This is a genomic window from Verrucomicrobiota bacterium (assembly GCA_019247695.1).
GTDB lineage: Bacteria > Verrucomicrobiota > Verrucomicrobiia > Chthoniobacterales > JAFAMB01 > JAFBAP01.
Genome location: JAFBAP010000116.1, coordinates 13,991 through 29,295 on the forward strand (window position 1 = coordinate 13,991; position 15,305 = coordinate 29,295).

Here is a 15,305-nt window from a genome sequence, read left to right on the forward strand (position 1 = left end):
TTTGTTTGGGGGGAGGCCGGCGCTGGGTTCGGCCGGCAAATGGGAAAACAGGAGCGAAGCTAGCTCGGCCGAACCGGGAAATGCAAGCAGTTGTCTTGTTTGTTTTACAAGGGGGGCCGGCCGGCTGGCACCGGCCGAAATCATTCGTCATTCGGCTTTCGAAGCGGCCTGCCACGAAACCCCGGTTACATCCCGTTCCAGGCTGAGCCGGCTCGCCACTTGTTCGACCTGCGCGTCCGCGCGCTCCGCCGTGCTCAGGCGGGCCTTGATCACGGTAGTCCGGTCACCCTGCTCCACCACACTTTCAATCTGATGCATGACCAGGGGCGGCGAAGCCGTAATCAGCTGAATGACGAGGGTGCGCACGGCGCTTTCCTGACGGTTGCGGCAAACGACCTGCAACAAGTATTCGGTTTCATGCTCCGACACCGGTGCGTGGCCGTGCCTGGTGAGCCAGTCGCTCAGCGGCCTCAGCAAGGTGTTGATCATCAATACAGCGACGGTCCCCGCGCAGGCGGCCGCGTGTGCGCCGGTTCCGGCCAGAACGCCGACGGCCGCGCTGCACCAGATGGTGCCGGCAGTGTTCAGCCCGTGGATGGTCAGACCGGTCCGCATCAACACGCCGGCCCCCAGAAAGCCGACTCCGGAAATGACCTGCCCGGCCAGATGGGCGTACTGGTCCGGCTCGGACGCTAATGGCGCGAACATGACAAACAGCGCCGCCCCGACTGCCACCAGGCTGTGGGTGCGCAGACCAGCCGTGCGCACGCGCCATTGTCTCTCTGCGCCGATGGCCAGGCCGCAGATCAGGGCGGACGCCAAGCGCAACAGAAACACGGCAAAGGTTAATTTCGCGCCGTTCATCGGATCGTGACTGGGTATCTGAGGTCGGGAATGCTGGGTTACGGTGGGGGCGACTGCAAGCCCCGGCTTTAGCCGTGGGGATTGCTTACGCCGCCGCATTCAACCGTGAACGCGGGCGAACATCAACCAACATCCGCGAACGCCGGCGGTTCCCGCTTGACCGTTCGTTGACGATCGGCAAGCCGAGAAGCAAGCTCGGAAGCTGTGACGCCTAAAGCCCGTTCAGCGCCTTGCCCGAATCACCTTACGCGCGTTCAGGCGCCTGACCGGCCGCTCCTGGTCTACGACGGCGACTGCCGTTTCTGCCGGCGCTGCGTCCTACGAGGTCAGGAGATCACCAGGGACAACGTCGATTACGCTCCCGTTCAAAGCGTAACGGAGCGCTTCGCGGGCGATATTCCCGTCCCCTGCTTCCAGGAGGCGGTACGGCTGGTTGAACCTGACGGCCGCGTTTCAGGGGCGGCAGAAGCGGTTGTCCGCCTGTTATCGTACAAGCGCAGCCCGGTAAGCGGATGGCCGCTCTGGTGCTATCACCGGCTGCCCGGTTTCGCTCCGCTGGCGGAGTTTTGCTACCGCGTCGTCGCCCGAAACCGTACCCTTGCTTCCCGGCTTACGACCCTGCTGTGGGGAAAAGCCGACGACGCGCTCCGCCGCGCGACCTTCTACCACGCGCGCACCTGGTTTCTGCGCTGGCTTGCAGTCGTTTACCTCATCGCATTCGCGTCTTTCTGGGTGCAAGCCGACGGGCTGATCGGCGAACACGGGATCATGCCCGTCGGCCCTTGGCTGGCTGCGGTCAAAGACCGTTTCGGGGCGGAAAGTTATCACCTTTTTCCGACGTTATGCTGGTTCAATTCCAGTGACGGGTTCGTCCGCGGCCTGTGCGCCGCCGGGACCGGCTTGAGCCTGCTCCTCTTCGCCCAGGTGGCACCCGTGTTTTGCCTGGTTGCCCTCTGGGCCCTTTACCTTTCCCTCACCGTCGCCGGACAGACGTTCATGAGTTTCCAATGGGATGCACTCCTGTTGGAAACCGGTTTCTTCAGCATCTTTCTGGCACCACTGCAGTGGCTGCCGGTGCACCGGCGCCAGTTCCCGGTCTCACCCTGGGCGCGGTTCCTTCTCCAATGGTTGCTGTTCCGCCTCATGTTCATGTCCGGGGTGGTGAAGCTGACCAGCGGCGACCAGTCCTGGTGGGATCTCTCCGCACTCCGTTACCATTACGAAACCCAGCCGCTGCCAACGCCGCTCGGATGGGGGGCGGCCCACGCGCCCGTCCGGTTTCAGGCCGCGTCGGTGATCGTGTTGTTTATCATCGAACTCATTTTGCCGTTTTTCCTTTTCGGGCCGCGCCGTGCCCGGCTGATCGGTGCAGCCGGGATCGTTACGCTCCAGTTGCTGATTGCCTTGACGGGTAACTACGGCTTTTTCAACCTGCTGACCGTCGGCATTTGCCTGCTCGCCGTCGATGACGCCGCGTGGCCGCGCCTCGGCCGCGCCAGGACCCCGGAAAACGAACGCCACGGTCGATCGTGGCCCTCCTGGATCGTGATCCCGGTAACCGTGGTTACCCTCTTCTTCAGCGGACCCCTCCTCTGGGAATCGTTCTTCCCCGAAGCCCAGTTCCCCACCTTCTTTACCACCGCTTACGGCTGCATCGAGCCGTTCCAATCCATGAACAGTTACGGGTTGTTCCGCGTCATGACGAAAACGCGTCCCGAAATCATCGTGGAAGGCAGTTCAGACGGCACAACCTGGCTCCCCTACGAATTCAAGTACAAGATCGGCGATCTGAACCGGCCGCCGCCCATCGTCGCGCCTTACCAGCCCAGGCTGGATTGGCAGATGTGGTTTGCCGCCTTGGACGACGTGCGCCGCGAACAGTGGTTCCTGAGCTTTATGGTACGGCTGTTGCAAGGTTCACCCGCCGTCCTCAATCTGCTGAAAACAAACCCGTTCCCAGGCGGGCCGCCGCCGTACGTCCGGGCCAGGCTGTTCCAGTACCATTTTACCAGCCTGGCTGAGCGGCGCCGGACCGGGACCTGGTGGCGGCGGGATCAAGAACAGCCGTACTGCCCGGTGCTCACCCTTAAGTAAATGCCAAAAGCGGAAAAAGGCCACAAATGGAAGAGAGTGGCGGATGCCCGGCAGGGTTCGGAGCTCGGCGCTTGGGATTTGGGATTTGGGACTTGGAATTCCTCTTAGGATGCATCCGACTGAAGAAGCGAGATTTGTACAGCCTGTGCAAAAAGGCGATCATCGATTAAAGAGCCAGCAAAATCGCAAGCGCTTTTCCTCTCGGAGATGGCTGCGCCGTCTACGACCTAATCCCCGGGGTGCAATCAGAATTATGTTATAAAATCATATGATGTTATAAAGTTGAGTTTTGCCGCTGTCGTTTCCATTCGGGCCCTGTCACGGGTGCCGGTTTCGCTCAACAGCTTCCGGAGGGGATAAATCCGGTGCAGGCGGCGAATCCGTTTCCGGCACCGGCCCCCCTCGGATTCAGCATCCTTGACATCCCGTAGCTCTTCCTCCAAAGGAATTGGCTGTGGGCAATCCCCCCTTCGTACTGGTTATCTGCAGCGTCGCTGCCATCCTGGTGGTGTTCTTTCTGCACGGTTTGGTGATGAGGGCCTTTTCGGGGCGTCGCCAGGGCCGTATTGCGAAACTCGTCGACGCGATCGTGGCGAAGCTGGTGCTCGTTATTTACGTTTGCGCCGGTTTCGCCGCGCTGATCTCGCTCGTTGCCCAATTCCTGCCGGACGATTCATCACCGTTTCCGCCGAAGCGGGCCTGGTCGTCCAAAAAAGTATTCTCAAGACTTTTGCGCCGTGAAAAACCGCGTGCCGGCCAGCCGCAGGGTGCCTTGACGAATGCCTTCGCCAGCATCGACCGGGACGCGACGCTTTTGAAAGGGATTGCGCAGACTCATCCCATCCCTCCGGATTACCTTCATCAACTTTCGGTTGATGCCTGGCAGGTCTGGCGCCATCAAAGGTACCGCTTGCCCTCCGACGAGCCGGTCTTGTCCGCAGCCGCAGATCTGCGCGTCAAGTCCACGTACGCGAGCCGAAACCCGGCGGACCCATTTTCAAGCATTCTCGTCAAAGCGACTATCCGCGACGAAAGTGGAGGAGAGGTGCAGAATGCTGAGGCGCGGTTCTGCATGAAAGGCCTCCTTCCGTACCCGGACCAGCACCGTTCCTTCGACCATCCGGGCTCGCCGGCAGCCCAGCAGCTTCCACCCGGCAGCTATTTCTTCTGGGAACGCCGAGCCGACTACATGCTCTGGGCGAACCGGTCAGCCCTGTCTGCATCCCGGCAGCAAGTGGACCTCGGCATCAATGGTGAACCGAAGCGGGATATCGATCTCGTCGTTCGATAGTGCAGGTCTGAAACGCATTCGCCCATAATATTATGGGTGATGCTCAGCGCGGCGGCCATTCATTCCGCGACCGAACCATAACGCATCAGGTCGGGACGCGCGTCGAAAGCCGGTGATCGGTCTTCGCTTGATCGGGTGGTCCACCGCCATTGTTCCGGTCGCCGGACCGCATTTGACCTCGGCGTGCGGTGGGAGGAAGGTCTGAGTATGCCAAAAGGTCACGCGCGCTGGCGGATCCCGGAGCAATACCACTGGGTACGGCGGCGCCTTGTCCTGCTTTGGCTGGGATGGATCGTGACGCTGGCCGTGTTGCTCTCGGCAATCGGAGCCGCCCTCTTCTGGCGGTTGGTTCACTTCTGATGCTCCCTGCCCGCCTTCTTCTCGGTCCCGTATCACTCTTTCGCTCGAGCGATTCAAATAAACGATTTTTGACGCCCCTGTCCGAAACGCAGCGGGATTTTCCGGCGTAGCCGGAGAGTTCCACCGCTACAGCCTGCCTGCACCGCGTCCGATGCAGGTTAGCACGCCGCTTGCTTCTGGAGTGGGACCTGCTTGCCCTATGGGTCGACTACTCAGCTTCCTCCGGTTGCGTTTCAACCACCTTGGCCAAGCAGCAACATTAATTGATTGATTTAAGCCAGATGAGTTCGAGCATTTCCCGTCTACAAGCCATCCGTGCAGCGAGCACTTTCAGACCTTCGGCCACGCCGGTCGATTTCCGTGGCACCTTTATTACTGAACTTTATGGATGCAACGTCTTCAGCCCGGCGGTGATGAAGGATCGTTTGCCCAAACCTGTTTTTAAAAGCGTTATCCAGACAATCGAGAGCGGTGCAAAACTTGATCCCGCGGTCGCCGACGTGGTGGCGTCCGCGATGAAAGATTGGGCAATTGAAAAGGGAGCTACCCACTACGCCCATATCTTCTACCCGCTCACCGGCAGTTCTGCGGAAAAACATGATTCGTTCCTCGCTCCCGACGGGCTGGGCAGTGCGATCACGGAATTCTCGGGCAAAACCTTGATTCAAGGCGAACCCGACGCCTCCAGTTTTCCCAGCGGCGGCCTGCGCTCGACGTACGAAGCGCGCGGGTATACTGCGTGGGACGTTACCAGCCCGGCCTATATTTTCGAAAATCCAAATGGAACCACCCTCTGCATTCCAACGGCCTTCATCTCCTGGACGGGCGACGTGCTGGATAGCAAGACTCCCCTGCTGCGCGCGATGCAGGCTCTCGACCGGCAGGCCCGCCGCATCCTGAAGTTGTTCGGCCACGAGAAAATCGCGCATATTTCCAGCACGGGCGGGCCGGAACAGGAATATTTCCTGATTGACCGGAATTTTTTCTATGCTCGTCCCGATCTGCTGACTGCCGGGCGGACCCTGTTTGGCGCGAAGCCGCCCAAAGGTCAGGAATTCGAAGACCACTACTTCGGCACCATTCCGGAACGGGTGCTGGCTTTCATGCTCGAGGTGGAACGCGAACTTTTCAAGTTAGGTATTCCGATCAAGACCCGCCACAACGAAGTTGCGCCGGGCCAGTTCGAGGTAGCCCCGACGTACGAATCGTCAAACCTGGCGGCCGATCACCAGCAACTGGTGATGACGCTTCTGAAAAGGGTGGCGGAAAAATATGGTTTGGCCTGTCTTCTGGCCGAAAAACCATTTGCCGGGGTAAATGGAAGCGGGAAACACCTGAATTTTTCGCTCGGCAACGCGACCCAGGGTAACCTGCTGGATCCTGGCGATACCCCGCACGCCAACGCCCAGTTTCTGGTGCTTTGCGGCGCCGTCATTCGGGCCGTGAGCCTGCACGCCAAACTTCTTCGTGCGGTGGTGGCCAGCGCGGGCAATGATCATCGCCTCGGCGCAAACGAAGCCCCTCCCGCCATTATTTCTATCTTCCTCGGTGATCAACTCACGGACGTTTTCGAGCAGATCAAAGCGGGCGGCGCGAAGAGCAGCAAGGCCAAGACCTCACTCAATATCGGTGTGGACGTACTGCCTACCCTGCCGAAGGATGCCGGAGACCGCAATCGGACCAGCCCGTTTGCCTTTACCGGAAACCGGTTTGAATTTCGTGCGGTCGGAGCCGGCCAATCCATCGGGCCCGCAATTCTGACGCTTAACGTTATCCTGGCGGAATCCCTCGATTTTCTGGCCACCGAACTGGAGAAAGCGGGCCCGGAAAAGCTCAATGAAACGATTCAGAAGCTGCTGAAAGACATCATGGACGAGCATGGCAGCGTCATCTTCAACGGTAACAACTACTCCCCGGAATGGCACGCGGAAGCGGAGCATCGCGGGCTGCCCAACCTCAAAACGACCGTCGACGCCTTGCCGGCTTATACCCTGCCCGGCACCATCGCGGCCTTTGAAAAGTACGGCGTCCTGACTGCGCGTGAACTCGAGAGCCGTAAAGAAGTCGCGTACGAACAGTACATAAAAACGGTCAACGTTGAAGCAAACCTCGTGATCGAGATGGCCAAAACCATCATCTACCCGGCGGCCGTCCGTTATCAGGGTGAACTGGCGGATACGGCGGCCAAATTGAAAGCGGCCGGTTTGGAACCGGACACCACGGTTCTACAGAAAGTGACGAGCCTGATCAAAGCCCTCCTCGACGGCGTGTCGAAAGTGGAAGCTTCGCTGCACGGGACGAACGGCAGCGTTGAGGGGCACGCAGAGCACTTCAAGGATGCCGTACTGCCAGCCATGCAGGAGGTGCGGAGTGCAGCGGACGCTTTGGAAGGAATCGTCGCCGACGATCTCTGGCCGCTGCCAACCTATCAGGAAATGCTGTTCATCAAGTAAAGAAGGCAAAAATAACGCCGCAAGCAAGGGCGGGGCGGCCTGTCGAATGTGAACAGGGGGGGCGTCTGGAAGACGGATGCCCCCCTGCGTCTGCTCGTCATAATCGGCACGCGCACACGCGTCCGGTGCGTTTCTCGTCCTCACGACGGGTTTTCCCGTCGGCTGATTTGTGGTATGGTGAGAACGCGTGCCGGCCAGCGGCATGACTCCGGGTTGCTTTGGCTGACTTGCCTCCAGATAGCGATTTAATCGACACGCGCGTGCCGCTCTCACCATTGCACCGCGTCGAGCTCGCCGAGAATCTTCTCTCTCTGGTCAGCAACCCGCCGGAAAAGGATTTCCCGCTCCACTCGATCGCCCGAAAGACCGGGCCGGACGGCCGGGAACTCGTGCACAGCGAACTCGTGATCGCAGGGAAACGCGCTCGCGCCCAGTTCCCGCTGGCGGCTCGCTACCCTGTTCATTTTGTCAAATCGTACCATCCGTGGACGTTCCACGGGGATCTGCGAATCGAATTTGAAAACAGCCGTGCCGCCGCCCAAATCCTGGGCACGCCGGAACCAATCGGGTTCGACCGCAACTCGTTCCGGGCAATGTTCCTGCCGGGAAAGCCGTTAAGCAAAATTTCGCCCTTCACCGGTGTGGAACCGCCGGAACGCTGCCTGGATATCGCGCAACGGGCTCACCCCGCCGTTCTTATCGGGCTATGGCAACTGGCTTCAGATGTGTTCGAACAGGTCGAGAAACTCCACGCGCACCGCTTTTATCACGGCGATCTTGAGCTGCACAACGTGGTTATCTGCACCAGGCCCATCCAGAGTTTTCTCATTGACTTTGAAGGTTCCGAGCGAGCCTTTGCCGGTCCGGATGAGGCCTGGGTAAGGTACCGCGCACGGGACTTATTCGAGCTCTCGCGCCTGGCCATCTACCTGCAATCCGGTCTGGGCCGCCAGCCAGGACCGCTTGCGCAAAGGTCCCTTCAGGATTTGCCCGCCCTCTTCCGGAACCCGTCCACGTTTCTTGCCCGTCTCGACGTCGCTGACCGGCGCGCGGTTGGAGGTTAAGCAGGTTCGACAACTCCAAGCGTCACCTCTACCTCACTGGCCGGGCGGGGCGTACACGCGGATGTAATCCACCAGGAGCTGGCTGGGGTTCGGCGTGCTGTCCTCCGGCTGCCCATGCCCCAGCGCCAGATCGACCATGACGTACAGCGGCTGGGTCATTTGCGGCGGGGTCGGGGTGGTCCAGACCTCGGCGTCATCTATGTAGAAGTGCAGGTAGTCCGGGTTCACCAAAACTGCGTAGGTGTGGTAATCAGTCGTCATGCCGCTTACCTGGCCCCAACCCATGGCCCAGTAGGCGGTGCTCCCGTCCGGGTTCCAGACGTGGATGGTCTGATAGGCCCACGTGGGACCATTCCCGTATTCCTCAAGGACATCGATCTCGGGATTTTGCACATTGCGGTTTTGCAGTTGGGCCACGCCGTCCAGCCAGAACGACGGCCAGAGACCTACCCCGTCCGGGAGTTTCATCCTGACCTCAAAATAACCTAATGCCTGCGCAAAACCCTGATTGCCCGACCAGTCCATGCTGGAGAGGAGCCCCGAGCGCCAATGGTTGATGGTCGGGTCAATCCAGGCGGTAATCGAAAGCACCCCGTTGTTGACGGAGAACGGGCTCATCGGCTGCCCGTTGGGCCCGTTGCCGTCCTCAGGTCCGGAAAAGTATGCGTCACCGAAATCGCCGCAGTAAGGCGTATGACAATACCACTTGTAACGGGTGTTGCCGTCACCCCAGCCGGAGCCGGGGGCAACGTCAAGGGGCCCGTCAAACTCATCGTCGAAAACCAGGGTGTACCCGGGCGGGGGTTGCGCCTGAATTGAAGAAAACTGAGCTGAACCAAATATCAGGGGGATAACGATCCCGACCAGGAATTCCTTACGCATAAACGTTTTGTAATCTGATTGGCGGTTTAAGGTCTCAGCCCCGCTCGGGGGGCGGTTCGAAAGCCGCAATGTTCAACAGTTAGGTTGGAGCAAAGACGGGAGGGAGGGAGTAAGTACGCGCCGCGCACCCGAGAACCGGCGCCGGAAATGCAGGGCGGCGTCGCAAGTTGGCGCCGGCCAACTACGAAGACTCACGATCGCATCACAAACCCGGCAGATCCGCAGAGTCCGTGATGCTGAAGCTGCAGGTTAATCGAAGCAGTACCGGTCGAACCAGAACAGAACCGGCGAGAACGCGCCTGCGCCGGTCGTGAATGTACCGCGCACCCTGATTCCAAGCGGTGTCGCTCCGGGGGGAAGACTCACGGATTGCATTCCAATTCGAACAGAGCAAATGTGAGTCGATCACGCAAGTAGAGATTTGCGGCGTGCGGTCACACGGCGGGCACAGCGAAAAGGCGGGCACGACGTAAGAGTTCACACGGCGACCACGGCGGGAAGAGGGGATTACTTGGCACCCGACCCTGAATTCGGCACTTGGCAAGGAGTACGCCGTCTTTACCCCGGAGCGGCGGCGAGAGCAATCGGCCCTAAAATTCCAGACTACCGCCAGCCGCCGCTCCGGGGCAAAGACGGCGTAGATTCCCGGCGTGCCTAACCGGCAGCCCTCATTTGTAGCATTCTTCTCCCCTCCGTGGTCGCCGTGGCTCGCCGTGTTCGCCGTGTGAACTCTGTCGTTGTGCCCGCCTTTTCGCTGTGCCCGCGGTGTGCCCGTGTGAACTCTGTCGTTGTGCCCGCCACACCCGCTGTGGCCGCTGTGTGACCTTCACCCCAGGAGGTACTTGAAATCGTCCAGCGTGAGGGCGCGGGCAAACCCCTCTTCACCGAGGACATTTTTGGCCAGGGCGGATTTGTAGGTTTGGAGTTGGCGGATCTTGTCTTCGATGGTTTCGCGCATCAAGAGGCGATACGCAAAAACGGTTCTGGTTTGGCCGATGCGGTGCGTCCGGTCGATTGCCTGGGCCTCAACGGCCGGATTCCACCAAGGATCATAGAGCACAACGTACGAGGCCGCGGCCAGGTTCAGGCCGGCGCCCCCGGCTTTGAGCGAAATAAGAAATACCGCCCCGCCGGCATGCCGGTCGAATGATTCGATGACCTTGGCTCGTTGCCTGGTTGCACCGGTAAGTTTAAACGAGGTCCATTTGGCTGCCTTGATCTGCGTCTCGATCAGCTCGAGCATGTCGACGAACTGGCTGAAGACCAGAACCTTGTTCCCTTCCTGCAGCAGCGGTTCCAGCATTTCGAGAAGCGCTTCGAGCTTTGCGCTGGTCTCCGTGCCGGCCGTTTTATCGATCAACGCCGGATGGCAGCAAATCTGCCGGAGCCGGAGTAGCGAGGTGAGAAGATTAAAACGATGCTGATCCAGCTCCGCATGGCTGCGGATATTCAGCAGTTGCTGGCGGGCGAGTTTCAGTTCGGCCTGATAAAGCTGATGCTGCGTTCCCTCCATCTCGCAGCGGATGTCTTCTTCGACCCTGGGCGGCAGCTCCGGGGCAACTTCCTCCTTGGTCCGGCGCAACAGAAATGGCCGGATCCGCCGGGCCACTCGCTGGCACGAGAGCTGATCGTCGTCGTCGATATAGGTCCGCTTGAAACGAGCCTGGCTTCCAAGCATGCCGGGCATCACGCACTGCATGAGGCTCCACAGGTCAAGCAGGCTGTTCTCGATCGGTGTACCCGTCAGGACCACCTTGTGGTCAGCGACCAGTTCTCTCGCCGACTGCGCCGTCTGAGACTGCGGGTTTTTCAGGTACTGGCCCTCATCGAAAATGCTTGCCGACCAGTGGATCAGCTTTAATTCAGCGATGCAAAGTCGCAGTTGCGTGTAGTTGACGACGAGCGCGGAACGGACCTGCAATGAAGGTTTGATGGAATCGAGCTTGGTTTTCTCAAGACGAGAAATCGGGAGGCCCGGATAAAATCGATGCGCTTCCGCCACCCAATTGTCCACCACCGACTTCGGGCACACGATCAGGGCCGGACCGCCGTCGCCACCCGGGGCCGATGGCTCGAAAAGCCACGCTAGCCAGGTCAGCGCCTGCACAGTCTTGCCCAGGCCCATGTCGTCGGCCAGGATGCCGCCGAACCGGTTGGTGGCGAGGAACGCAAGAAAATGGAAGCCGGTACGCTGGTACGGTCTCAGGGCAGCCTGAATGGATGCGGGCACGCCCGGCCGCACCTGGATCTGGAGTTCGCTGAGCCGTTGCTGCAGGTGGGGACGGATCGATTCCGGCAGCAGGCGAGCTTTTAACAAGGCTTGCAGTTGCCCGATGTGTAAACGTTGAGGATCACCGGCCAGATCCGGCAGGGTCAACCCGAGCTCATCCAGGAGAGACTCGAGTTCCTCATCAACGTGAACGCGAATCGGGCGGTATCGATGCTCGGGCAACTGGACCGTCTGGCCGCGAACCCGGAGCAGTGCCTTCAGCTCATCGGGAGTCAATTCGATTTCTGCGTCGGAGAGCGCCAGCCGCAGATCGAACCAGTCACGAATCGCCTCGGAACAACCGAGGGCGATATCGAGTTCGAGCGGAGCTTCACGCAATCCGGCCAGATTTTCGTCAACCTCCAGTTCGACCTCAGGGGGCAGGTTCCTGGCCCATTCCGCAAATAAGGCAAAGGATTGTTTGGGATTTTTTACCCGCCAGCTTTGACGATGGTAATCAAACGTGGCAGGCAGCGACGCCAGGGACTCATGCAGTGAGGCCAGGTTGGGCGGCTCATAGCAAACAAACTGTTTGCCGTTCCGGACGATTTGGGGAAAATCGCAGTCCCAACCCATTTCTCTGTAAGTTGCAACCGTCTTGCCGGTATCGGGATCTTTGAGGACGACCGAATAGTAGGCTGCAGGTTTCCCGCCGGATAGTTCGACGTCGACTCGTCCGTTCACGACGGCTCTCAGCTGCCTGCACTTGACACGCGCGTTCAACCGTTCGGGCAGGCCGGCGTTGCAGGCCAAAAGGTAAGCGATCGCGTCAGCGCTCTCGACGGCGTCCTTGGGTACGTCGGTCGCCGGCAGGCAACTGACGTTGTCCAGGGGAAAAGGCGGTGGCGGCCCGCTGGCCAGCCTGTCCTCGATCAGATAAAGAGCATTCGCGCCCGGAAAGATTAACACCGGCTGGGTCGCCGGCGCATCATTCACCAGGAGTTGAAACCGGTAAAACCGGGGACGTTCAACCGGTTCGTCCATGCGCCACCGGACAGTGTCCTCAGTCAGGACCGGCGGGTGCCCGTCTTTAACGATGAAGCGTTCCCGGACGTCAGGAAAACGCAACAGGCGGTTAAGGGCCTCGCCGCAGACGCGCGTCAGCTTAAGGTTAACTTCGGGTTGATAAGGGAAACGATGGACGTGCTCGGAAAACAGCGGTAAGGCGCCGGCGCACATGCGCACCTGCGCATGACGATACTGCTCGGTGAGCGTGGTGAGCTCTCCGCCGCGAAGTTTCCGGAACGGTTCTGCCGGGAAACGGACTTCCAGGTGGATGGAGTCCCCTTGCAGGACCCACCGAAAATCAAGGTCCCCACGGGGCAGGTCCTTACGTGCAAACCGGGCGTTCCATGCGCTGACCTCCTGCGAGTGCTTCCAGTTTTCAATCAGGTCCTGCGATGGCGTGGTGTCGTTCAGGGCTTCAAAGAAGTCCGGCGGCGTGAGACCGCGTTGCCGTTGGAAATCGACGAGAAAATGCCAGAACTGCTGGCGTGAAAGTTTTCCGGCAGGCGCAAAATGCTGCTCCAGCCAGGATTGCCCGAGCGACCAGCCAGGGATGAGCTCCTGGAGTTCGTGGCCGTAAATGATCAATCGGCTCTGATGGCGATGGTAAAGGTTTTCCAGGCGCTCGAGGTATTGCTTTTCCCGGTTGCTGAACGCTTTTCCCTCAGGGAAAAGCGCGAAAAAGCCGGCCGGAGGCGGACGGGCCGCAGGGTGCGTGTTTTTGCACTCATTCTCCAGGTGAAGCAGCGCCGCGTAGATGTGCTTGCAATCGGGCGAATTATAACAAGCACAAGAGTACGTCCAAAAACCCCTGGCGTAGGTTAGTTCCACCCGGTAAGCGGCGCGGGTGTATGAGCTGTCCTTCCGGACGGCCAACTTGTAATCCGTTCCGCTCTTGTCGCCCCGGCACGAAACAACCCGTCCCTGGCCATAAACAACCTTTCCACGCTGCGCCGAGCCCTGGCTCAGGCGGGAACGCGCAGTTTCCAGGCTTTTGAGATCCCAGGGGATATCTTTAATCGTCGTCAACACTGTTCGCCATCGCGGACCGCGCGGGGGGTCAGGTCCGTGCGTCGTTCATACTCCGGATCAACCTCCGGAGCAAGCCGCGCGGCCGGCAAGCCAGGCCGGGTACATGGCACAACAACTGCTCCTCGGTGACCGCCGGGCCGTGGGCGGCAATTTTGTCCACGTTATGCCAGACCAATAGTTTAACCCGTTAACTTCAGACCTGAGTTGATTCCGAGAAAGGAGCCCGCCATTTATGGGCTTAAGCGCGAGCACACACGAACGACCGTTCCCTACCGAAGGCTTTTGCTTTTTATGCGAGTCGGAGGAAATCGAGCTAACCCATCATAGCTCCATCCAAATGCGCAACGTTTGCCGGTCTTGCGCTGACGCCCTCGCCTGGGCGGAGCTGACGTTCAGACTGGAAGGCATCAGGCGGCCGTCAGAACTGGACAGAAAAGAATCCTGGGACTCCAGGCACGGCGAAGAGGCCTGACGATTTGCCCGCCTGGATTTTTGGCGGGAGGAGCAGCCTTACGGGCTTTGCCGGGACCGCTCATCCGGCGCCGACAATAGGCTCGACACCGCGCCCGGATCGCATAATGGTTTGCGGCGCTGGTGATTATACGACTTTTATTTCTACTGCTCTTGGCGAACGGCACACCCGTGCTTGCGAAGAAATTCTTAGGCCATCGATTCTCGCGTCCCCTCGACAGCGGCGCCCGATTTCTCGATGGAGAACCCTGGTTCGGCAAGTCCAAGACCTTTCGTGGCGTCCTCCTCGCGGTGCTGGCAACCGCAGCCGGCGCATGCCTGGTGGGTCTGAAACCGAAAACCGGGGCGCTGGTCGGTGGACTGGCCATGTCAGGCGATCTGTTTTCCAGCTTTTTAAAGCGCCGCATGCGGCTGCCTTCAAGCAGCCGGGCCAGCGGCCTGGACCAGTTGCCCGAATCCCTGTTTCCACTTCTGGCCTGTCGCCGCGCGCTTTCGTTGAGTGGCGTGGACACCGTCGTCACGGTCCTCACCTTTTTCGTCGGTGAGATCCTGATCTCGCGGGTGCTCTACAAGTTTCGCCTGCGGGACCGCCCCTATTGACCTGACGGTCCACTTCGATGGGCCGCCAGCTCTCAAACGAGCCGCCGGCCCGTCATGGTGCGCGAACTTTCCGCCGCCACTCAGAGAGCCGGCGGCGCTTTCACCCTGGCCCTCTTTGTCACCGGTTGCCGGTACGGCTCCTGTTCAGTACGGTAATTCTCGAAGGCTTCAGCCGCGTTGTAGGCCTCATCGACAAGTTGATGAAGCGAGCTGTAAGGTTTGTGGCCCAAAAGGACGAGAAAAATTTCCCAGGCTTGGTCGTCGCGTGAAGGGGGTCGATTCGGCATGCCTCCAATCTAGGTAAAGTTGCCCGCCATGCCAAGTGGCGGTAACGGGTAACGGGTAACGGGTGTCGGGTGTCGGTCACACCACGGGCACAGCGAAAAGGCGGGCACAACGTAAGAGTTCACACGGCGAACACGGCGAGCCACGGCGAACACGGCGGGAAGAGGAAAGAGTTCGGGGTTCGGAGTTCGGGGTTCGGAGCGGCAAAGAATGCCACAAATGAAGAGGCGCCGATGCCGTCGTGAGGTGCCTTTTGAATCTGTGTCAATCTGTGTAATCTGTGGACGTTTTCTTTCTTTTCTGCGTTCTCTGCGTGTTCTGCGGAGGATTCTTTTTCGTTATGCGCGATGCAGGCTTTAGCAAGACCGGGCCAGCGGCGTACCCGTGGCGAGGCGCCATGCCGCGCGATTTTGCGCCTTGCCGCGTTTATCATACGGTAGTTTCCTGGACCGGCTGTCTTATCCGGGTTTTGGGTTGACCAGGTAAAACATGGATCTGCCGTTATGCCGCGTGATCCATCAATGAGGAATCGGCATTTCGTCTCACCTTGAACGTTTTCGTAAGCATGGGCGATGCCATGGCGACACGCGGGTAAGGTGTACGCCTGAACTCAGCCGGGCATACCGGAAATGGGA

11 protein-coding genes are annotated in these 15,305 nt (G+C 59.7%); 6 read left to right on the forward strand and 5 right to left on the reverse strand.

The genetic code is table 11. The features are described from left to right. Positions 1–147: 147 nt before the first annotated feature. Positions 148–864, reverse strand: a complete 717-nt coding sequence (locus tag JO015_13730) for an MgtC/SapB family protein (protein ID MBW0000157.1) — start codon at positions 862–864, stop codon at positions 148–150. A gap of 204 nt (positions 865–1,068) precedes the next feature. Here JO015_13730 and JO015_13735 point away from each other — a divergent pair, with 204 nt between their 5' ends. The 5 genes from JO015_13735 (at position 1,069) to JO015_13755 (ending at position 8,126) form a co-directional block, all read left to right on the forward strand. Then, complete coding sequence (locus JO015_13735) at positions 1,069–2,958, forward strand: lipase maturation factor family protein (protein ID MBW0000158.1); 1,890 nt, start codon at positions 1,069–1,071, stop codon at positions 2,956–2,958. A gap of 454 nt (positions 2,959–3,412) precedes the next feature. Beyond that, positions 3,413–4,249: a hypothetical protein gene (locus JO015_13740; protein MBW0000159.1), complete on the forward strand. Its 837-nt coding sequence runs from the start codon at positions 3,413–3,415 to the stop codon at positions 4,247–4,249. A gap of 207 nt (positions 4,250–4,456) precedes the next feature. After that, positions 4,457–4,609, forward strand: a complete 153-nt coding sequence (locus JO015_13745) for a hypothetical protein (GenBank protein MBW0000160.1) — start codon at positions 4,457–4,459, stop codon at positions 4,607–4,609. Positions 4,610–4,890: 281 nt separating this feature from the next. Further along, positions 4,891–7,062, forward strand: coding sequence for a glutamine synthetase III (locus tag JO015_13750; protein MBW0000161.1), 2,172 nt, complete (start codon positions 4,891–4,893; stop codon positions 7,060–7,062). A 260-nt stretch (positions 7,063–7,322) separates the two neighbouring features. Beyond that, positions 7,323–8,126 (forward strand): hypothetical protein, encoded by an 804-nt coding sequence (locus JO015_13755; protein MBW0000162.1) that lies wholly within the window; start codon positions 7,323–7,325, stop codon positions 8,124–8,126. 33 nt (positions 8,127–8,159) lie between these two features. Here JO015_13755 and JO015_13760 read toward each other — a convergent pair whose 3' ends face one another. Both JO015_13760 and JO015_13765 read right to left on the reverse strand, forming a co-directional pair. Then, complete coding sequence (locus JO015_13760; GenBank protein MBW0000163.1) at positions 8,160–9,008, reverse strand: glycoside hydrolase family 16 protein; 849 nt, start codon at positions 9,006–9,008, stop codon at positions 8,160–8,162. A gap of 826 nt (positions 9,009–9,834) precedes the next feature. Further along, positions 9,835–13,314: a DEAD/DEAH box helicase gene (locus JO015_13765; protein MBW0000164.1), complete on the reverse strand. Its 3,480-nt coding sequence runs from the start codon at positions 13,312–13,314 to the stop codon at positions 9,835–9,837. Between the two features lie 591 nt (positions 13,315–13,905). Between JO015_13765 and JO015_13770 the strand changes: the two genes are divergently transcribed. Continuing rightward, positions 13,906–14,385 carry a CDP-archaeol synthase gene (locus JO015_13770; GenBank protein MBW0000165.1) on the forward strand — a complete coding sequence of 160 codons (480 nt, stop codon included), beginning with the start codon at positions 13,906–13,908 and terminating at the stop codon, positions 14,383–14,385. Positions 14,386–14,465: 80 nt separating this feature from the next. Here JO015_13770 and JO015_13775 read toward each other — a convergent pair whose 3' ends face one another. Together JO015_13775 and JO015_13780 are read right to left on the reverse strand one after the other, a co-directional pair. After that, positions 14,466–14,672, reverse strand: a complete 207-nt coding sequence (locus JO015_13775; protein MBW0000166.1) for a hypothetical protein — start codon at positions 14,670–14,672, stop codon at positions 14,466–14,468. A gap of 119 nt (positions 14,673–14,791) precedes the next feature. After that, positions 14,792–15,103 carry a hypothetical protein gene (locus JO015_13780; protein ID MBW0000167.1) on the reverse strand — a complete coding sequence of 104 codons (312 nt, stop codon included), beginning with the start codon at positions 15,101–15,103 and terminating at the stop codon, positions 14,792–14,794. Positions 15,104–15,305 lie beyond the last annotated feature (202 nt).